At 73.4% G+C, this 20,602-nt stretch carries 18 protein-coding genes; 4 read left to right on the top strand and 14 right to left on the bottom strand.

All coding sequences use genetic code 11. The features are described 5' to 3' along the window. Positions 1-309: 309 nt before the first annotated feature. Both AB0G50_RS15700 and AB0G50_RS15695 read left to right on the top strand, forming a co-directional pair. Positions 310-699 (top strand): hypothetical protein, encoded by a 390-nt coding sequence (locus AB0G50_RS15700; RefSeq protein ID WP_360107981.1) that lies wholly within the window; start codon positions 310-312, stop codon positions 697-699. Positions 700-963: 264 nt separating this feature from the next. Then, positions 964-1,248, top strand: coding sequence for a hypothetical protein (locus AB0G50_RS15695; protein WP_360107978.1), 285 nt, complete (start codon positions 964-966; stop codon positions 1,246-1,248). Here AB0G50_RS15695 and AB0G50_RS15690 read toward each other — a convergent pair. The 5 genes from AB0G50_RS15690 to AB0G50_RS15670 form a co-directional block, all read right to left on the bottom strand. Continuing rightward, on the bottom strand, positions 1,245-2,042 hold the full coding sequence (locus AB0G50_RS15690; RefSeq protein ID WP_360107975.1) for an ABC transporter permease subunit: 798 nt from the start codon (positions 2,040-2,042) through the stop codon (positions 1,245-1,247). The genes AB0G50_RS15695 and AB0G50_RS15690 overlap by 4 nt on opposite strands. Then, complete coding sequence (locus AB0G50_RS15685; RefSeq protein ID WP_360107972.1) at positions 2,039-2,794, bottom strand: ABC transporter ATP-binding protein; 756 nt, start codon at positions 2,792-2,794, stop codon at positions 2,039-2,041. Before AB0G50_RS15685 ends, AB0G50_RS15690 begins: the two co-directional genes overlap by 4 nt. Before the next feature lie 118 nt (positions 2,795-2,912). Continuing rightward, a complete protein-coding gene (locus tag AB0G50_RS15680; protein ID WP_360107969.1) occupies positions 2,913-4,061 on the bottom strand; it encodes a hypothetical protein in 1,149 nt (382 codons plus the stop codon). A gap of 167 nt (positions 4,062-4,228) precedes the next feature. Then, positions 4,229-4,927: a hypothetical protein gene (locus tag AB0G50_RS15675; RefSeq protein ID WP_360107966.1), complete on the bottom strand. Its 699-nt coding sequence runs from the start codon at positions 4,925-4,927 to the stop codon at positions 4,229-4,231. 50 nt (positions 4,928-4,977) lie between these two features. Then, a complete protein-coding gene (locus AB0G50_RS15670) occupies positions 4,978-6,168 on the bottom strand; it encodes an FAD-dependent monooxygenase (protein WP_360107963.1) in 1,191 nt (396 codons plus the stop codon). Between the two features lie 86 nt (positions 6,169-6,254). Between AB0G50_RS15670 and AB0G50_RS15665 the strand changes: the two genes are divergently transcribed. Further along, positions 6,255-6,779, top strand: a complete 525-nt coding sequence (locus tag AB0G50_RS15665) for a helix-turn-helix domain-containing protein (protein WP_360107960.1) — start codon at positions 6,255-6,257, stop codon at positions 6,777-6,779. A 650-nt stretch (positions 6,780-7,429) separates the two neighbouring features. Here AB0G50_RS15665 and AB0G50_RS15660 read toward each other — a convergent pair. From AB0G50_RS15660 to AB0G50_RS15625, 8 genes are all read right to left on the bottom strand, one after another. Continuing rightward, complete coding sequence (locus AB0G50_RS15660) at positions 7,430-8,533, bottom strand: AI-2E family transporter (RefSeq protein WP_360107957.1); 1,104 nt, start codon at positions 8,531-8,533, stop codon at positions 7,430-7,432. A 114-nt stretch (positions 8,534-8,647) separates the two neighbouring features. Continuing rightward, a complete protein-coding gene (gene fes / locus AB0G50_RS15655) occupies positions 8,648-9,829 on the bottom strand; it encodes an enterochelin esterase (protein ID WP_360107954.1) in 1,182 nt (393 codons plus the stop codon). A gap of 20 nt (positions 9,830-9,849) precedes the next feature. Then, positions 9,850-11,358: a helix-turn-helix domain-containing protein gene (locus AB0G50_RS15650; protein ID WP_360107951.1), complete on the bottom strand. Its 1,509-nt coding sequence runs from the start codon at positions 11,356-11,358 to the stop codon at positions 9,850-9,852. Then, complete coding sequence (locus AB0G50_RS15645) at positions 11,355-12,353, bottom strand: DUF917 domain-containing protein (protein WP_360107948.1); 999 nt, start codon at positions 12,351-12,353, stop codon at positions 11,355-11,357. The genes AB0G50_RS15650 and AB0G50_RS15645 overlap by 4 nt, the downstream gene beginning before the upstream one ends. A 10-nt stretch (positions 12,354-12,363) precedes the next feature. Further along, entirely contained in the window at positions 12,364-13,083 is a 720-nt protein-coding gene (locus AB0G50_RS15640) for an SDR family oxidoreductase (protein WP_360107945.1), read from the bottom strand. 11 nt (positions 13,084-13,094) lie between these two features. After that, positions 13,095-14,156, bottom strand: a complete 1,062-nt coding sequence (locus tag AB0G50_RS15635) for a DUF917 domain-containing protein (RefSeq protein ID WP_360107942.1) — start codon at positions 14,154-14,156, stop codon at positions 13,095-13,097. A 2-nt stretch (positions 14,157-14,158) separates the two neighbouring features. Next, positions 14,159-15,697: a hydantoinase/oxoprolinase family protein gene (locus tag AB0G50_RS15630; protein WP_360107939.1), complete on the bottom strand. Its 1,539-nt coding sequence runs from the start codon at positions 15,695-15,697 to the stop codon at positions 14,159-14,161. A 109-nt stretch (positions 15,698-15,806) separates the two neighbouring features. Continuing rightward, positions 15,807-17,135 (bottom strand): cytosine permease, encoded by a 1,329-nt coding sequence (locus AB0G50_RS15625; RefSeq protein WP_360107936.1) that lies wholly within the window; start codon positions 17,133-17,135, stop codon positions 15,807-15,809. Positions 17,136-17,594: 459 nt separating this feature from the next. Between AB0G50_RS15625 and AB0G50_RS15620 the strand changes: the two genes are divergently transcribed. Beyond that, positions 17,595-19,247, top strand: a complete 1,653-nt coding sequence (locus AB0G50_RS15620) for a glutamate--tRNA ligase family protein (protein ID WP_360107933.1) — start codon at positions 17,595-17,597, stop codon at positions 19,245-19,247. A gap of 168 nt (positions 19,248-19,415) precedes the next feature. On the opposite strand, the gene AB0G50_RS15615 is transcribed toward AB0G50_RS15620, so the two are convergent. Beyond that, entirely contained in the window at positions 19,416-20,564 is a 1,149-nt protein-coding gene (locus tag AB0G50_RS15615) for a globin domain-containing protein (protein ID WP_360107930.1), read from the bottom strand. Positions 20,565-20,602: the final 38 nt, after the last annotated feature.

Raw genomic sequence — 20,602 nt, 5'->3', positions numbered from 1 at the left:
CCGACCCCCCCCACGGGCTTTGGGTTTCGGGTCCGGCGGCCCCCCCCCCGGGCGTGCGGGGGGGGCTGGCGGCGGGGCTGCCCGTGTTCGGGGCCCCCCCCCCACCCGCTCCGGTCGCACGAGCACCGTGTCCGGCCAGGTCGGATCACCCGACAGCAGTGCCATTCCCGGGCCGACCAGGTCCACAGTGGACATACCGGGCTCGACCCAGCGGTGCGGCACCCGGCTTCCGGGCGTGCCGTCGAGGACCAGCCGCTCGGTGGACGGCGGCCCGGGCTCCGGGACGACCACGGCGGTCGAGGCGTAGCGGTGGCCGAGCCGGACGATCCGCGCGTCGACCACCCCGGCGGCGGCCCGTTCGACCGCGGCGGCCGGGTCCCGGTGCAGTCGGGGGTCGGCGAGCCGGCGCAGCGCCTGGTCCAGCACGAACGCCGCGACCGGACGCCGTTCGGCCTCGTCGGTGTCGAGCAGCGCCTCGCCCGCACGGTCCTCGCCGCGTCGCCGACCAGGAACACCCGGCCCTCGCGGAACCGGTCGGGCGGCGTGCCGCGCGGTCGCCACGGCAGCGTGCCCACCACCTCCACCTCCAGGTCGGGCACGCCGGCGGCGGTCCGGAACAGCACGTCGAGCAGCGCGTCGCCCAGCTCGCCCGGTCCGCCGACACCGATGCCGAGCGCGGCGCACGTCCGCGTCGCCTAGTGCGCCCGGCACCACCGCGTCCAGCCGGCTCCGCGGGCACGGGCCGCGTGCCACGGCCAGCGTGGCGTCGCCCACCGCGACCGGCACCCGGGCCACCGGCGCCGAGAAGTCGGCGGTGGCCTCCACCGCCGGCGACCGGGCGCCGTGGCGCGCCGGGAACAGCGCGTGGCCAACCCCGCCGACCCGCCACCCGCGATCACCACCGGAACACGCACCTCAGCCATGGCCCCCCGCTTGTGGCGACAGTGTTCGCAACTTGCCGGGTTGACCTCGGACATCGTGACGGCGGGTCAGGTCGTGGCCGCGGTGGGCGCGGACGTGGTCGGCTCGGTCGCGCGCGAGTCGGCGAGGCTCCAGGCGTCCTGGCGCACCGGGGTGACCGAGGAGCAGTGGCGGGCGACCGTCGGCCGGCTCGTGCACGCTTCCGCCGACCCGTCGGCGGACGACCGGTTCGACTTCGTCCCGGCGCGCCTGCTCGACGGCTTGGCGTCCTGCCCGGACGATCCACAGTGGACAACCGGGGCACCGGACGGCGACCCGCTCCCCTAGCGCACCCGGTCGCGCGCGGCGCCCGACTCGTGCCAGGAACCCACCGCGCGCCGGGCCAGCGCGCCGAACAGCCAGAACACCACCACGCCGAACGCGGACGACAGCAGCACCGCCGCGAACAGCTGCTCGGACTGGAGGCGCTGCCGGTACAGGTCGATCAGCACACCGATGCCGGGTTCGCCCTGCTTGAAGAAGAAGTCGCCCACCACGGCGCCGATCACCGACAGGCCGGCTGAGATCCGCAACCCGGTGAACAACGCGGGCAGCGCGGCCGGGAACTGGAGCACGAGCAGGCGGCGCACCCGGCCCGCGCGGTGCAGCGTCAGCAGGTCGTGCAAGCCCGCCGAGGCGGACTTCAAGCCCAGCAACGTGTTCGCCACCACCGGGAACAGCGCGATCAGCACGCACACCAGCACCCGGCTCGGGAACCCGAAGCCGAACCAGAACCCGAACAGCGGCACCAGCGCGAGGATCGGCACCGTCTGCAACACGACCGCGTACGGGTACACGGCCTGCTCGACCCACCGCGCCTGGCTCATCAGCACCGCCAACCCGACGCCGAGCGCCGCCGCGATCACCAGGCCCAGCACGGCGACCAGCGCCGACCGGCCCAGCGCGGCGAGCAGGTCGGAGAGGTTGTCCGGGTCCAGGAAACCGACCAGCAGCACCTCGTGCGGCGCGGGCAGCAGGAACCGGCGCGCGGGCGAGAGCACGACCGTGCTCACCACGTGCCAGCACACCAGCACGACCACGAACACCACGAGCACCGGAACGGCGCGGGCCAGCCGGGTCACGACAGCTCACCGGCCTGGGCCCGCAGCGCGCCCGTCGCCCGTGCCACCAGGGCCGCGAACTCCGGCGTGTAGCGCAAACCCGGTTCGCGGTCCCGGCCGAACGGGACGTCCAGGTCGGCCACCACCCGCCCGGGCCGCGCGGAGAGCACCAGGACCCGGGTCGACAGATACACCGCCTCGGCCACCGAGTGGGTCACGAACACCGCGCCGAACCCGTCCGCCCGGTGCAGCGCGAGCAGCTCGTCCGCGAGCCGTTCCCTGGTCAGCTCGTCCAACGCGCTGAACGGCTCGTCGAACAGGAAGAACCGCGGCCGCATCACCAGCGCCTGCGCCAGCGCCGCGCGCATCCGCATCCCGCCGGACAGCGCGGCCGGCAGGTGGTCGGCGAAGTCCGCGAGACCCACCCGGCCCAGCATCGCGGCGGCCCGCTCCCGGCGTTCGACCTTGCGCACCCCGCGCAGCTCGGCGACCAGCTCGACGTTGCGCCGCACGGTCCGCCACGGCATCAGCGTCGGCTCCTGGAACACGTACGCGAGGTCGTCCGTGTGCCGCACGACCCGACCCGAGGTCGGCGCGACCAACCCGGCGGCGGCGCGCAGCAACGTGCTCTTGCCGCACCCCGAAGGTCCGACGACACCGACGAACTCCCCCGCCGACACCGACGCGGTGACCGGCTCCAACGCCCGCACCCCGCCGGGGTAGGCCACCCCGACACCGTCGAGTTCGAGCAGCGCACCGCCGTCCCGCACCATCGCGCGTCCTCCCCCTGGGCGCAGCGCGGCCCTCGCCGCGCCGTCGAGTCTCCCATCCCGCCCACCGGTCGCCGACCGGGTCCCACACCGGGGGAACGCGCAGGTCACCCCCGGCCGGTCAGCGCACGCCGATGCTCGGATCGATGTACGCGTTGGTCAGCAACTGCTCGACGCCCGTGCCGTCGGGCACCGGTGTGCCCTGCGCGGCGAAGATCGGGCGCACCAGGTCGAGCAGCCGACCCGCCTTGGCCGGGTCGAGGTCGCCGACCGCGGCGTCGTTCCCGTTGCCCATGATCCCGTTCTCCCGCATCACCTTCGCCGCGTGGTCGGCGCGCTGCACGCTGTAGGGGAACCCGTCGAACTCGTCCACGAGGTCGCTGACGATCCGGTTCGTCGGACCGGGGTCGGCCAGGTAGTCGGCCGCGCCGCGCTGGAGGATCGGCACCAGCTTGCGCAGGCACGGCGCCAGTTCGGCCTCCCGGTCGGTGCGCACCGCGAACACCTCGGGGTAGTTCGGGTAGCCGGTGTCCTTGACGAAGCCGTAGCCCACGGGTTTGCGCCACTGCGGCAGTTCCCGCTCGTACTGGAACACCTCGTTGGTGACGTAGGCCTGCTGCACGGTCTGCCCGCCGTCGGCCACGAACCGCGCGGGCGTGCCGTCGTAGGACGACTCCACCTGGGACTTCTTGAGCACCCCCGCGCCGGTCAGGTAGTCCATGTAGACCGAGCCCTGGAAGTAGAGCACCCGCGCGTCGCTGCGCCCGACGTCGGCGACCGAGTGGAACTCGGGGTGGGTCTGCGGGTCCCACATCAGCACCACGGGCGAGGCGTCCATCGGCGCGAACACCGCCCGCACCGGCTTCTCCCCGCTCAGCCGCGCCACCTGGTCCAGGTCGACGCCCGCGAGCAGCACCGACGAGTCCAGGTACAGCGTGGTCGCGGCCGGGGTGAAGGCGATCGCCGGACCGCCGGACCGGATCTCCAACTCGACGCCGGTGTCCTTGCCGTCGCTCACCAGCGGCGCGGCGACGGCCTTGCGCGCCTTGTCGGGTCGGCGGTTGGGCCCGAGTAACCGGTACAGCGCGCCGTACTCGGCCTGCGGCCACCAGTTCGTCTGGATCACGACGGTGGTCGGGCAGTCGCCGCGCAGGTTGACCGGGTCGCCGTCGCCGGCGAGGGGTGCGGGCGACTCGGTGGGACCGGTCGCGGCGGTGCAGCCGGCGAGCAGCGCCAGGGCCGCGACGAGCACGGCCAGGGTGGACCTCATGGTGGGCGTAGTCCTTTCGGGTGCCGAGTGCGCGCCGGCCACGCCGACGCTCCCGATCATGGTCCCGCGCCCCGCGCCCGACCGCGCGCAACCGTGGAATCTCCGCGCCCACCACCTCGCGCGTCGGCCACTCGGCCACCGCGGGTCGTCCGGTCGGGCGGGTCGGCTCAGCTCGGCGTGACCGAACCCAGCAGCACGTCGAGGATCGGCCGCATGGTCGACCAGGTGCCCGCGCCGGCCGAGGCGTAGACGACGTAGTCGGTGCCGCCGAGCCGCCAGTACCGGCCGAAGACGTGCCGGCGGGTGCCGTCCTTGTCGTACTCGAACTCCCAGTCGACGGTGTCCGCGCGGTTGGTGATCTTCTCCAGCTTGACCCGGGTGTAGCCGGCCGCGATGGTCGGGTTCTCGGTTTCGGCCGCCACCAGCGAGTCGTAGAGGGCACCGGGCACGGCCGGGCCGCCGCCGAACCGCAGCAGGTCACCCGGCGACTTCGGGTTGTCGGCCTGCTGGTTCGACGGCACCGCGCCCGGCTTCACCGGCCAGTCCTGCGGTATCGACACCTCGATGCCGCCGGGCCCGGTCACCCGCCGGTACCCCTGCGGGGTGGCGGGCGCCGACGTCGTCGTGGCGGGCGGCGCGGAGATGGTCGGCACCGCGCCACCGCCGGACGCCGCGGTCGCGTACCCGGACACCGTGCCGCTCACCGTCCACAGCAGCAGCGAAACGCCGACGAACGCCACGCAGAGCCCGACGATCGCGATCTGCACGAGTGTCGAGCCGCGCGACCCCAACCACCCCTCGGACTCGTCGGTGGACTCCTCCCACAGCGGGGACTCGTCGTGTTCGTCGACGTCTCTGCCACTCACGCACCCACCATCCCCGGCCCGGCGGGCGCGGGGAAGTCGGCCATTCGGGGTCAGCCGCGCACGGGCGAGGGATGCTCGGGCAGTTCCACGGTCTCGTGCAGGCGCATCTTCCCGGTGCCCACCGACATCAGCAGCCGGGAGATCGGCTTCGGCAACCGGGTGACGGCCTTCGCGGTGATCCGCAGCGCGCGCAGGCCGCCGGCGCTCGCGGGCACCAGCCGCTTGGCGTTGACCACCGCGGCCGCGCGGCTTTCCCTGACGTAGCGCGCCATCCGCGCGTGGTAGGCCGGGTAGGCGACGGTCGGGTCGCCGGCGGCCTCGGCGATCGCGCCCGCGAGCACGTACGCGCCGACCACGGCCAGGCTGGTGCTGCCGCCGACCGCCGGTCCCGGGCAGTAGGCGGCGTCGCCGACCAGCGCGACCCGGCCCTTCGCCCACGTGTCGGTGCGCAGCTGGGTGATCGAGTCGAAGTAGAACGTGCCGTCGAGCCGGTCGAGCCACGTCGGCACCTCGCCGGGCGCGCCCGCGAAGGCCTCGCGCAGCAACTCCTTCTGCCGCGGCACGTCCCGGTGGTGGTAGTCGAGTTCGGGGCCGCGGAACAGGAACACCGCGCGGGCGTCGGGCAGGTGCGCGGCGCTGTACATCGCGGCCATCCGGCCCACCTCGAAGTAGGACAGCGTGCGGTCGTCCAGGTCGAGGTAGTTCGGGATCGACGCCACCGCGAGGTGCGAGCCCAGGTGCACCTCGGGCACCCGGCCGAACACCAGCTCGCGCACCCGCGAGTGCAGCCCGTCCGCGCCGATCACCAGGTCGAAGTGCCGGTCGGGCCCGTGCCGGAAGCTCACGCGGCCGCCGTCGATCGCGGTGATCGAGTTGTCGAACACGTACTCGACGTCGTCCTTGCCCGCGTCGTGGAAGATCTCGCCGAGGTCGTCCCGCATGATCTCCACGTGCCGGTCGGACAGCGAGCCGAACAGCCGCCGGGTGTCGATCTCGAACGGTGCCGCGCCGGTGCTGTGCACGGTCATCACGTCGGTGCCGGTGCGGCGCGCCACCACCTCGTCCAGCACACCCATCCGCTCCGCGATCTCCACCGCGGGCCGGAACAGGTCGACCGCGTGCCCACCCGCCTTGCGCAGCGCGGGCGCGCGCTCCACCACCGTCACGTCGAACCCGTGCCTCGCGAGCCAGTACGCCACCACCGGGCCGGCCACGCTCGCACCCTGGATCAGAACCCCCATGGTCCACCTCCTTACTTAACGGATAGTAAGTTCGGGGGCGCGTGTCAAGGATTTTTACCAACCGTTAAGTCGACTAGACTGCCCGGGTGCCCAAGGACACCAAGGCCCGAGCCCTCGAAGCCGCCCGCGAACTGTTCTTCGAACAGGGCCTGCGCCGCACCAGCCTCCAGGACATCGCGGACCGCCTCGGGATCACCAAACCCGCGCTGTACTACCACTTCTCGTCGCGCGACGACCTGGTGCGCAGCCTCGTGCAACCGCTGGTGGACGACGGCGCGACCTACCTGGCCACCCTGACCCCGGGCCCGGCCCGCCCGCTGCTGGAGGGCTACTACGACTTCCTGTACCGCCACAAGCCGGTCGTGGCGCTCATCGTGCGGGAACTGGTGGCACTGACCGAAATGGGCCTGTTCTCGCACTTCATGGAGTGGCGCACCCGCCTGACCGAATCCCTCTTCGCCTCCGAGCCCACTCCGGCCGAGCTGATCCGGGCAACGGTGTCCATCGGCGGCCTGTCCGACTGCGTGGTCCTCTTCGTGGAGGGAGACGAGCCGCCGAACCTGCGCGAGGTGGCCGTGGACGCGGCGATGCGCGCCCTGGACCTGACCTGAGCCTTCGCGTACACCAGGGCGAACGCCGGTAGTCGGGGCGACTGTCGCGGAAGTCGGATCGGGCGCACCCGCGAGTGCGGCCTGGGCGTGGCTGCGGACGCAGACGTTGCCGCAGGTGCGGCGCAAGCCCGGGAGGGCGGCCGCCGGTGCGGGCAGGAAGGTGCCGGGGCCGCGGCCTTCCCTTCGCTCCTGCGGGCCGGTTGGGGTCCGGGTCAGGGGGCGTGTGCACCTCCCCCGCCTGCGTGGTGGCCGGTGTACTCGGGCGGGTGGGGCGCTGGCGGGGTGTGGGTGTGGGTGTGGGTGTGGGTGAGACGGCAGTCGCTGGTGCGGCCAGGGAGGTGCCCGATGCAGTGGTACTCGCCTGAGTTGCCTGGGGGGGCAGAGGGTCGGGTTTGCCTCCCCCGCCGGCACGGTGGCCCGTGTACTCGAGCGGGTGGGGGCGCCGGCGGGGGTGCGGGTGCGGGCCATGGTTGAGAGGGCAGTCGCTGGTGCGGTCAGGAGGGTGCCGGGGGTGGCGGACCTCGCAGTGCTCGCATGGGTTGCCAGGGGCCAGCAGTCAGGGGTTGGGGCCAGGGGTTGGGGCCAGAGGCCAGGGGTTGGGGGTGGGGATCAGAGGCCAGGGGGTGGGGGCTGGGGTCACGGGTTGGGGATCAAGGGTCAGGGGTGGGGTTGGTCTCCCCCGCCGGCACGGTGGCCGGGGTGCTCAGGTGGGTGCGGGTGTGGGTCCAGATCACGGCCAGGAGGGCGGCGGCCGGTACGGCCAGGAGGCTGCCGGCGATGCCTGCCAGGCTGCCTCCCAGGGTGACCGCCAGCAGCACCACCGACTCGTGCAGGCCCAGGCTGCGGCTTTGCAGCATCGGCTGGAACACGTTGCCCTCCAGCTGCTGCACCACCACGATGATCGCCAGCACGATCAGCGCGTCGGTCACCCCGTTGGACACCAACGCGATCAGCACCGCCACCGCGCCCGCGAACAGCGCGCCGACGATCGGCACGAACGCCGACACGAAGGTCAGCACCGCCAGCGGCAGCACGAGGGGCACGCCGACGATCCACAGGCCCAGCCCGATGAACACCGCGTCCAGCAGGCCGACGAACGCCTGCGACCGGACGAACGAGCCCAGCGTCTCCCAGCAGCGCTCCGCCACCACCGGCACGTCGACACCCAGCCTGCCGGGCAGCTGACGGGTCAACCACGGCAGGAACCGCGGGCCGTCCTTGAGGAAGAAGAACATCAGGAACACCGCCAGCACCGCGGTGACCACCCCGTTCGCCACCGCGCCCACCCCGCTCACGGTCGCCGTCACGATGCTGCCGACACTGTCCTGGATCCGCGCCACCGCCGCGTCCAGCGCGCTGCTCACCTGGTCGTCGCCGATGTTCAACGGCGGCCCGGACGCCCACTCCCGCAACTGCTGGATCCCGTCGACCACCCCCGCCGTCAGCTCGCCCGACTGCGACGCCACGGGCACCGCGATCAGCACCCCGATCCCGGCCGCCACGACGAGGAACAGCACCGTCACCACCGACGCCGCGAGCGCGGGCCGCCACCCGTGCCGGCGCAGGAACCTCGTCACCGGCCAGGTGAGCGTGGTCAGCAGCAGCGCGATCACCACCGGCCACACCACCGACCACATCTGCCCGACCGCCCACAGCACCACCGCCGCCAGCAGGACGACCAGGAGCAGTTCCAGGCAGACGCGGGCGGACGAGCGCAGGGCGGCGCGGGTGCGGGTGGGGTCCGGAGTGGGCACGTGATCACCGTAGACACGGGCACCGACAGTTCCGGGCGCGCGGGACGCCGGCGTCCACAATGCCAACCGTTCGGGTGACGGCGCGGGAGGAACGGCCGCGAAGGGCAGGCCCTCCTACCACTCCGAGGTGAGGTCGAGCAGCGCGGTCACGAGCCCGCTCTGCCAGCACGCCTGGTCGTGCCCACCGAAGTACTCCACTGTGGACACCCGGTGGCCGCGCCGGGACAACTCGTCCCGCACCCGCGCGACGATCTCCGGCATCCCCCACTCCTGGAGCCCGACCTCGAGGTGCACCCGGAGCGGCCGCACGGCGTCCGCGCAGTGCTCGAGCCACCCGAGACCCGACGCGTCCCCCGGCCACCAGAACGACCCGGACTGCGCCAGCACGACGCCGAACCGGTCGGCCCGACCCAACCCGGTGTGCACCGCGGCCAACCCGCCGAAGCTCTGCCCCGCCACGATCGTGTGCCCGGGATCCGGCGGGAAGCCGAGCCGGTCGAGCAGCGACACCAGGTAGTCCGGATAGGACGGCGCGCAGGTCAGGTCGGCGGTCCGCCCGGCCGCGGACGGGCCGACCAGCACGGTGGTGAGCCGCGGCGGCCACCCGACCGAGGTCAGCGCGTCCACCGTCGGCGCGATCGGGTGCTCGCGCGCCCACACGTCGCCGTCGAGCAGCACGAGCACCGGTCCGCGCCCGTCGGCCGGTCCGTGCACCCACACCGGCCGGTCGCCGGGCAGTTCGCGCAACGGCGGCGGGTCGGCGTCCACCCAGGACCACGGCGGCGCGGCCTCGAGCTCCGCGACCGACACCACGCGCCCGCTGTGCCTGCCGCGCAACGGCGTGCGGTTGAACGGGTCGGGCTCGGCGTGCCGCGTCAACTCGTCGCGAGCCGCCCGGCCGCGGGCCACCGGCGGCTCGGCCAGCGGACCCAGCAGGTAGGAGCACCGCCAGTCGGCGCGCAGCCGGAACGTCGCGTGCCAGAGGTCCGTGTCCGGCAGCCGGGTCAGCGCCATCGCGTCGAGGTCGTCGTAGTCGGTGAACTTGTTGGCGTGCAGCAGCACCGACCGCGCCGGACGACCCGCCACCGGGCGGTCGCGCCACACGAACGTCACCGCGCGGTGCGAGGGGGAACCGAGCGGGTCCGGCTCGACCAGCGGGGTGCCGGCCGCGGCCACCCGGCGCCAGAAGTGGTCGGTCCGCCCCGGCCGGACCTCGGCGATCAGCCGCGACGACACGACCTCGACCGGTGCCGAGCGCGCGAACTCCGGCCGCCGTCCCACCCCGAAACCACCCACCCGCGCATCCTGCCAAACCGCTAGTCGGCCAGCACGGCCCGGCACGCCAGGTGCAGCGCGAGGCGTTCGTCGCGGTGCGCCAGGTCGACGCCGAGCAGGTGCTCGACCCGGGTGACCCGCGCGGCCACGGTGTTGCGGTGCACGCCCAGGGTGGCGGCGGTGTCGGCGATCGAGGACTCCGCGTCCAGGTAGGCGGCCAGGGTGCGGACCAGGTCGCCGGGCAGGCCGTGCAACGGGGCGAGCAGGGCCCGGGCCGCGGGTTCGAAGGTGTCGGTGCGGGTCCACTCCAGCAGCAGCTGGGCCATGCCCAACTGGTCCACGTGCAGGAAGTTGCCGCCCTCGGCGCGGGTCGCGGCCAGCCGCGCGGCGTCGGTGGCCTCGCCCACGGTGCGGGCCAGCCCTTCCGGGCGGGGGTGCGGGCGGCCGACGCCCATGTACGCGTGCAGGGTGCGCCGCAGGTCGCGTTGCGCGGTCCGCAGCCGGCCGCCCAGCGCCCGCACCCTGGCCGCGGTCGGCTCCTGGTCGAACGTGGTCCACGCGGTCCAACCGTCGCCGTGCTCGACCACCACCGCCTCCACCCCGGCCGCGCCCAGCACCGCCGACACCTCCGGCCCGCGCGCCACCGTGTCCACAGTGGACGGAGTGCCGACCCGGATGCCCACGTGCCACCCGCCCAGCGGCCACCCGGCGTCCACCGCGCGCCGGCGCAGATCCGCGGTCGGCTCGCCGTCGGACCGCAGCAGGTCGCCCAGCAACGCGGTCCGCGACCGGGCGTCCCGCTCCAGCTCCAACCGGTGCGCGGACAACCACCGCCCCACCGCGCCCGCCGCCGACCCCAGCGCCGGCGGCACGACCTCGGCCCGCCCGGCGGCCACCCCGCGCAACTCCACGACCAGCCAGGCGCTCGGCCGCGCGGACCTGGGCAGCAGAGCGGGGTGGGCCAGCACGACCCCGTCGGCCAGCGCCACCCGCTGCGGCACGGGCTCGTCCACCCGCACCACCGCCGCCACCGGATCGCCGGCCAACGGCTCGCCCCGGTCGTCCAGCAGCGCCACCGGCGCCCGCAGCACCCCGCGCAGCACGCCCACCACGTCCTCCGGCGTGCGCAGCCGCTTCCCCACCGCCTTCTGCACGGCCAGCAGCACCCGCGCCCGCTCCAGATCCGGCGCCGCCAACGCCAACCGCGCGGCCACCAGCAGGTCCAGCGTCGACCCCTCCGCCGCGAGCACCGGGACGACCAACCGGTCGCCGAGCAGCAGCGTTCCCCGGGCGGGCGCGCTCGCCGCCGGCAGCAGCACGCCCGCGCCGCCGCCGTCCGCGATCCGCCGCGCCAGCGCGTCCAACCGCCAGTCGCCCGGCGGGGTCGCGGTCACCAGCACCACCAGTTCGCCGGGCCCGACCGACTCCCGACCGAGGGCCATCACCGGCCGCACGTCGCGCACCGCCTGCCCCACCCCGGCCGCACCCGCCAGCACCACCACGTCGGCCCACTCGGGCAGCGCGAGCAGCCCGCCGACCGTGCCGGTCACCACGGCACCGGGTCGCAGTCGACGCCGAACGCGCGCGGCGCCACGGTGGGCAGGTGCCGGGGATCGGCCCAGAACGCCGGGCCGGCCAGCCGCAGCACCACCACCTCCGCGCCCGATCGCACGTGGTAGCACGAGATCGGCGCGCGGGTCCGCCGGTCCAGCACCACCAGCACGTCCGGCGTCGACGCGACCGGCGCCCCGTCCCGCAACGCCAGCAGGTACTCGTTCTCCATCTCCAGCCGCAGCAACGGTCCGCCGTGGTCGCGCACCGTCACGCTGCCCCGCCCGAAACCCCGGGCCTGCCGCCGTGCCACCTCCACCACCCGCCCGGTCGCCAGCACGTCACCCCCCGGCCGCCGACCCAACTCCACCGCCGCCGTCACGCTGCCCACCACCGAGCACCCCGCCAGCTCACCGGCCGGCACCGGAGCCAGCGCCAGCACCGCCCACCCGCCGACCACCGGCAGGAACCCGCGCACCGCCCGCTCGACGTCGGACGGCGACCCGGCCGCCAGCACCAGCACCCGCCCACCGGGCGCGGCCAGCGCGGCGGGCGCCGAGGGACGACCCGCGGCCACCACCGACAGCTGGTCCAGCCGCGGCAGACCCCGCCCGGCGAGGTCCGCGTCCACGTACGGCAACCCCAGTTCGTGCGCGGCGACCAGCGGCAGCAACCCGTTCAACCCGCCGATCTCGGTCGACATCAACGCCGCCGCGCGCTGCCCGGTCCACCGCTCGACCGCCGCCACCGCGGTGCCGAACTCGTCGCCGCCGGGCGGTTTCTCCGCCAGCACGGCCGTCGCGCCGACCAGTCCGACCGGCACCACCGGCGTCTCCGGCGGCAGGTCCGCCACCCCGACCACGTCGATCGCCGCGCCCTCGGGCAGGAGCCGCCGCAACCGGGCCGCGGCCCACACCGTGTCACCGCCGCCGCCGGAGCCGAGCAGCGTCGCGCCCAGTTCCAGCGCGTCGACGTCCTCCCGCCCGATGCGCATGTGGACAGTCTTACCGGAACGCGTAGCCGCCGTCCGGGTAGAGGGTCGAGCCCGTCGTGTACCCGTTGGCGAACAGGTACAGCACCGTGCCCGCCACCTCCGGCTCGGTGCCCACCCGGTGCAGCACGGTGTCCCTCTCGTACTGCCCGAACGCGGCCTCCCGCACCTCCGCCGGCCGACCCGACCACAGGCTGCCGTCGATCGTGCCGGGCGACACCACGTTCACCCGCACCGGCGCCAGCTCCACCGCGAGCCCGCGACCCAACCCCTCGATCGCCGCGTTGCACGCCACGTACGCGGGCGCCGCCACCGGAGGCCGCACGCTCGCCGCGCCCGCCATCAGCACCACCGACCCGTCCGGCGCGAGCTTGGGCGCGGCGTGCTTCACCGCGTGGTACTGGCCCCAGAACTTCGAGGTGAACGGGCTCGCCGCGTCCTCGTCGCTCAACGCCAGCATCGGACCCACCCGGTAGGTGGCCGCACTGACGAACAGGTGGTCCACCCGGTCCAGCGCGCCGAAGAACGCCGCCAGCGACGCCTGGTCGCCGGTGTCCACCACCCGGTGCCGCGCCGCCGGACCCAACTCCGCGACCGCCGCGGCCAGCTTCGCCTCCGTGCGACCGCCCAGCACCACCGACGCGCCCAGGGCCACCGCCTGCCGCGCCACCTCCAGTCCGATACCGGACCCACCGCCCACGATCACCGCGGTCCGACCTTCGAGCGTGCCCATGCGCTGTCCTCTCACACCCGGATCGGGTCGTGGTCGTAGCCGAAGTACCGGGGACCGGCGAGCGCCAGCCCCTCGGGGGTGTGCCACCGCGGGTCGGCCGGCGCCGCGATCACCGCCACCCGCTGCCCGAACCGCAGCGCCTCGGTGGTCACCGCGTCGCCGGACTCGCGGTCCAGCGCGCAGATCAGGTCCGGCACCGACACCAGCACCCCGCCGTCGCGCTCGGCCACCAGGTGCTCGTTCTGGAACCGCAACACCAGTTCCGAGCCCGCGTCACCGTCCATTCCGGACAGTCGCGCGGCACCGCGGGCGAACCCCGTCACGGTCCGCCTGCTGACGTCGACCACCTTGCCGTCGAACAACCTGCGCCCGCGCAACCGCTCCACCAGCACGTCCACCGGATCGGCGTGCCCGCGCGCCTCCCGCGCCAACCGGCCCAGCTCCACGCACAGGCTCAGCGTGCCGGGCACCAGCGAGTCCCGCGCCTGCGCGCCGGTCATCGCGAACGACGCGATCATCGCCGAACACCCCATCTCGACCGTCGCGCCGCGGGCCAACCGCTCCGCCCACCGGTTGTCCACGGTGTCCAGCACACCCCGGTTGCCCTTCTCGTCCACGATGGCCAGCGGCGTCGCGCGCACCCCGTACAGCGTCGGCAGCACCATCTGGATCTCCGGGAACGCCCGACCCATCCCGTCGCCGTCGACCAGCGGCAACCCCAACCGGGCCGCCGCCGCGATCGGGATCAGCGAGTTCACCCCGCCCGCCTCGGCGCACGCGATGTGCGTCAACTCCCGACCGAGGTAGTCGGCCAGCGTGCGGGCCGCCGTCGTCACCTCCTCGATCGACGGCAGCTTCTCCACCATGACCGTCGGCGCGCCCATCATCGCCACCGGCAGCACGGTCGCGTCGTCCGGCAACTCCTCCAACGACACCAGCGGGACCGGCCCGTGCCGCTCGAGCGCCGCCGCCGCCAGCAGCCGACCGATGTAGGGGTCCCCGCCACCGCCCGTGCCCAGCACGGCCGCGCCGCGGGCCAGGTCCGCCAGGTGCTCCCCGGTGATCTCGCGCATTCTCAACTCCCCGTCTGGAGGTCGCCGACCGCCTTGACCCTGATCCGGGTCGCGTTGCCCGGCAGGTACGGGATCGGCACCTCGTCGAAGTCGACCACCGCCACGCTCGACGGGCTCGCGCCCGCCGCGACCGCGCGGTCCACCGCCTCCTGCTTCGCCTCGTCCACCACCGCGTCCCGCCGTCCCGGCTCGATCGCGTACACCCGGTCCACCTCGCCGCCCACCTGCGCGATCGCCGCGCCGATCGCGTTGGCCACCGCGTGGTTCTCCGGCCGCCGCACCGGCCCGATCCCGGCCAGCTCGTCGGGCAGCAGGATCGACCCACCACCCACCGCCACCACCGGCAGCGGCTCGGCCGAGGTCCGCATCCGCTCCACCGCGTCCGCCGTGCGCTCCGCGATCGACTCCAACGCCCGCCGCACCAACCCGGCGTCCAGGTGCCGCACCAGCGCCGGGTCGCCGACCTCCGCCCGACCCGCCGCCACCGCGACGTCCGTCGCGGTCAGCGTGTCACCGCCGAACACCAGCGCCCTCGACGTCAACCGGTAACCCACCGACTCCGGACCCACCTCGCCGTCGCGCACCAAACTGCCACCGCCGACCCCCAGCGACAGCACGTCCGGCATCCGGAAGTTCGTCCGGATCCCCGCCACGCTCACGTCCGTGGTCGCCTCGCGCGGGAAACCCTGGTTCAGCACCCCGATGTCGCTCGTCGTGCCACCCACGTCCACCACCGCGCAGGTGTCCACACCGGACAGCACCGCCGCGCCGCGCATCGAGTTCGTCGGACCCGACGCGAACGTCGCCACCGGGTAGCGGCGCGCGAAGTCCACGTCCATCAACGTGCCGTCGTTCTGGCTCAGGTACAGCGGCGCGGTGATCCCCGCGCCCGCCACCGACACCGCCAGCCCGTCCACGATCCCGGCCGCCAGCTCGCGCAGCGCCGCGTTCACGATCGTCGCGTTCTCCCGCTCCAGCAGCCCGATCCGACCCACCTCGTGCGACAACGAGATCGCCACGTCCGGCAACTCCCGCGCGATGACCTCCGCCGCCCGCGCCTCGAACTCGGCGTTCACCGGCGAGAACACCGCCGTGATCGCCACGCTGCGCACCCCGGCCCGCCCCATGTCGTCCGCCGCCTTGCGCAACTCCGCCTCGTCCAACTCCGCGATGTGCCTGCCGTCGAACTCGTGGCCACCGTGCACCAGGTAACCCCGGCCGCCGATCGCGTCCACCAGCCGCCGCGGCCAGTCCACCATGGGCGGCAACGACGACCCGGCGGGCAGGCTCAACCGCACCGCCGCCGTCGGCGCCAGCCGATCCGCCTCCACCAGCGCGTTGATGAAGTGCGTCGTCCCGATCATCACCGCCCCGACCGCCGCCGGGTCGAAAGCGTGCCCCCGCTGCAACCCCTCGATCGCCGCCACGATCCCGGACGTCACGTCCGGCGTCGTCCCCGTCTTCACCGCCGCCAACACCCGAACCCCGTCCAGCAACACGGCGTCGGTGTTCGTGCCGCCGACATCGATGCCGATCCGCACAGACCCACCTCCTCTAGTTCTGTCCACTGAATTGTGTCCACTGAGTTGTGTCCACTGAGTTGTGTCCACTGAGTTGTGTTCACTAGTTGTGTCCACGACCTTCGTGCGCTCACGACCGCACAGGCACCGACGGGGCGTCCTCGACCCGACTCCGGCCGACACCGCGCACCCAACCCAACCGACCCGCCACCACGTACAGGACGAACGCCACGACCAGCGAGTTCACGCTGCCCAGCCCGACTTCCACGAACCGACCCACCAGGGCCGACACCAGCCACACCACCAGCGTCGCCGGCACCCACAGCGGCGCCTCCGCGGGCAGCACCCCCCGCGCCCGCGCCGCGTCCAGCTCACCGCGCCACCGCCGCACCACGAAGTACTCGGCGACCATGATCCCGGCGATCGGCGGGAACGCCACGCCGAGCAGGATCAGGAACCCGGTGAACCCGTCCAGGATCCCGGCCGCCGCCAGCACGCTGCCGAGCACACCCACCACGGCCGTGGCCACGCCCCGGTGCACCTGCCAGCCGAACACCGTGCCGACGAAGTTCACCAGCGCCAGCCCCGACGAGTACAGGTTCCAGTCGTTGATCTTGAGCGTGCCGGCGACCACCACCAGCACACCCACCCAGCCCACCGACGAGGTGACGATCATCGTCACGTCCGCGCTGCCCACCGCGTGCGCCAGCAACACCCCGGCCAGCCCGATCACGTACTCACCCAGCGTCACACCGACCAGCGTCTGCTTCACCACATCGCGCACCGACCGGTTGAACCGGGTCATGTCCGGCGTGATCAACGCACCCACGATGAACCCACCGGCCACCAACGTCGTGCCCTCCACCAAGGACAACGCGGGCCCGGGCGGCGCCGACGCCACCAGGTCACCCAGGGAGTGCCGCGACAACTCCGACCACACCGACCACCCGACCAGCACGAGGAACGCGGGCACCGTGACGTACGCCGTCCATGCCATCGACCCGAACCCGCGCAACACGATCGCCGTCACCACCAACCCGAACACCAACGCCCACCCCCACTCGGGCAACCCGCCGACCAACCCGGCCAACCCCCGGGCCGACACGGCCGTCTGAATCCCGAACCACCCGATCAGGCTGATCCCGATCGCCAACCCGATCACCGCCGACCCGGCCCGCCCGAACCCGGTCCACCGCGCGATCAACGACGTGGAAAGCCCCTCCCGAACCCCGATGACCCCCACGAACACCGCCACGACCTCGAGGATCACCGCCCCGAACGTGAGCGCGAGAAAGGCCTCCCAAAACCCCATCCCGAACCCGAGCGTGGCCCCGAGCAAAAACTGGCTCAACGCCGACATCTGCCCGAACCGCTGCACCGCGACCGACCACCACGAATAGCGGGCAGAAGCCGGAACCCGACTCAACGCGAAATCGTCAACACCAACCGCCGAGGCCATGCCAACCTCCAGGGGGTTCAGGGAAGAAGCCGAATGACGGGAACCTAACCGCAGCTGAACACCCCGTCAGTGTGCAAAAAGCACAGTCCACCCCCACCAACTGTGAACCCTGCACACCCCGCACCACCCCCGCACCCCGGGCGCACCGCCCACACCCCGGCCTCGTGTTCTCCCCGTATGGCCTGGGCGCAGCCCAACCACATTTGGCACGGGGGCGCCGAGAACTCAGAACCGCACCCACACTCCAAAGCCGGCGCCCCCGTGCCAAATGTGGTTGCCTCCGGCAGGCCATACGGGGAGAACACGACGCCCTACCTCCCCGGAGGCCTGCCCGTCCGGCGAGGACGCCCTAAACCAGACCCAAGACCCAGGTTGCTAACCTCACGAAGCAAAGACACGTCCCCGGATAGCGGGTTCACCCTGGACAGCGGGTTCACCCTGGAAGCGAGACAGTCCCCCATGTTGGACCGCGCGGTCATCGACGCACTGTTCCCCGCCGACCTGCCCGACCCCGAGCACTGGGAGCAGGTCTACCCGGCGCGCGACCTCCCCGAAGGGGCCAAGGTCACCCGGTTCGGGCCCTCGCCCACCGGTTTCGTGCACATCGGCGGCGTGTACGTGGCCACGATCGACCGCGACCTCGCCACGCACTCCGGAGGCTCCTACCTCGTCCGGGTCGAGGACACCGACCAGTCCCGCGAGGTCGAGGGCGCGATCGAGCAGTTCGCCCGCGCTTTCGAGTACTTCGGCGTCAAGCCCGACGAGGACGACGACAAGGGCGCCTACGGCCCGTACCACCAGTCCGCCCGCGAGCAGATCTACCTCACCTACGTGCGGCACCTGCTGCGCCAGGGCAAGGCCTACGTCTGCTTCGCCACCAAGGACGAACTCGCCGACATCGCCGCGCGCCAGCAGGCCACCCGCCTGCCCACCGGCTACTACGGCGGCTGGGCGCTGTGGCGCGACGCCGACCCCGCCGACGTGCAGGCCAAACTCGACGCGGGCGTGCCCTACGTGGTCCGGTTCCGCGCGCCCGACGACGCCGCCGAGCAGCGCGCCCGGTTCACCGACGCCATCCGCGGCGACCTCGAGCACGAGGCCAACCGGAACGACGCCGTCATCCTCAAGGCGTCCGACACCTCGCCCCGGCTGCCCACCTACCACTTCGCGCACGCCGTCGACGACCACCTGATGCGCGTCAACCTGGTGATCCGCGGCGAGGAGTGGATCTCGTCGGTCCCGCTGCACCAGCAGCTGTTCGCCGCGCTGGAGTTCGAGCCGATCACCTACGCCCACATCGCGCCGCTGATGAAGCAGATGTCCGGTGGCAAGCGCAAGCTCTCCAAGCGCAAGGACCCGGAGGCGGGCGTCGACTTCTACGTCGAGGCCGGATATCCCGCCGACGCCGTCCTCTACTACCTGCGCGGCCTGGCCAACGGGCGACTCGCCGAGGTGCCGCTGGAGGAAGCCCTCCGCACCCCGCTTCAGCTCGACCAGTTCGGCGTCGCCGGACCGCTCGTGGACCTGGTCAAGCTGGAGGACATCAGCGCCGACCACATCGCCACGCTCGGCGGGCCGGAGATCCTCGACGCCGTCCGCACCTGGGCGTCCCGGTACGACACCGACCTGGTCGCGGTGCTCGACGCCGAGCCCGACCTCGCGCTGCGCGCGCTGGCCGTGGAACGCGAAGGCGTCGAGAACCCGCGCAAGGACCTCCGCAAGTGGTCCGACTTCCGACCGGCGTACGGCTTCTTCTTCCCGCAGCTGGCCACGCCGGTCACCGGGCCGACCGACGAGCGGCTCACCCCGCTGGGCGTCGCGCCCGAGGTCGTGACGGCCTACGCCCGCGACCTGGCCGAGAACTACCAGCACCTCGCGGACTCCGGCGAGTGGTTCGACCAGATCCGGGCCGCCGCCGGCCGGCACGGGTTCGCGCCGAACCCCAAGGAGTACAAGAAGAACCCCGAGGCGTACGCGGGCTCGATCCGCGAGGCCTCCCAGCTGGTCCGGGTCGCGCTGACGGGCTCGACCCGCAGCCCCGACCTGCACGCGATCACCCGGGCGCTCGGCGAGGACGAGGTCCGTCGCCGCCTGGTCGCCCTGGTCGGCTGAATCACCGGGCCAGGGCCTCCGGTACGAGGCCCTGGCCCACCCGACCGTGAGACGGCCGGGTATCGAACGTCGGTTGACACCGAAGTCTTCAACACCGTCGAGACGCGACCACGGCGCCGCGCCGCTCGAGGACATCGACCCTGTTGCGCGCCAAGGGTTCCCGCACGGTCACCGGGTGGGCCCGAACACCTCCCGCCTGATCCGGTCCGCCGGCACGCCCCGACCCACCAGCGCCGCCCACAGGTCGGCCATGAACGGCACCGGCCCGCACAGGTGGTACCAGGCCTCAGGCGGCAGCGGGATCGCGGCCGGGTCCACCTCGGCCCGGCCGTTCCAGCGGATCTCGCGGTAGTCCGCCAGGAGACTCCCCGCAGCCGCGCACTCGTCGCGCAAAGCGTGCCGGTCGGCCGAGTGCTCGACGTGGACCGCGACCACCGGCCGCTCCGGTTCGGTGCGCGCGACGTGGTCCAGGATCGCCGCCATCGGGGTCACCCCGATGCCCGCGCTGATCAGCACCACCGGGTCCGGCCCGGGTTCCAGGACGACCTCCCCCGCAGGCGGGCCGACCAGCAGCACCGCGTCCGGTCGCACGTGGTCGTGCAGGAACCCGGACACCGCACCGCCCGGCACGCGGCGCACGGTGATCCGCAGGCTGTCACCGCGCGGCCCGCGCGAGAGCGAGTACTGGCGCGGCTGCCGCCGGCCGTCGGGCAGTTCCACCGACACCGACACGTACTGGCCCGGCCGGAAGGCCGGCACCGGACCGCCGTCGTCGGGCACCAGGGTGAACGACACCGCGTCCACCGCCTCCTCGTGCCGCTTGGCCACCCGCCACGGCCGCCACGCCGAGATCGCCTGCACGCCCGCCGCGGCGAACAGCCGTTCCTCCCGCGCGGTCAACCGGGCCGCGAACAGGTCGTACACCTCGCGCCACGCCGCCGCGACCTCCGGCGGCACGGCCAACACCGTGCCCACGGCCGCGATCAGGTGGTCGCCGACCACCGGGTACAACCCGGGCGGCACGCCCAGCGACACGTGCTTCTGCGCGATCCGCTCGGCCGGCGCGAACTCCTCGGACGTCGGGTCGACCAGGTGCTCGGCGAACCCGACCACCGCGGCGGCCAGTGCCGCGCGCTGGGTGCCCGAGGCCTGGTCGGCCTGGTTGAACAGGTCGGTCAACCCGGGGTGGGCCGCGAACAGCGACCCGTAGAAGACTCCGGCCACCTCACCGGCGTGCGCACGCACGACATCGAGCGTGCCCCGGACGATCCCGGCCGCCGCGTCGGACAGCCGTTCCGCGTACTTCTCTTCGCTCACGGGGAAAAGTCTTCGCGCGGCGGCCCGGCCGCAGCAGT

Source organism: Actinosynnema sp. NPDC020468 (assembly GCF_040642015.1).
In the GTDB taxonomy this organism is placed as follows: Bacteria; Actinomycetota; Actinomycetes; order Mycobacteriales; family Pseudonocardiaceae; genus Actinosynnema.
This window is presented reverse-complemented; position numbering and strand designations above follow the sequence as displayed.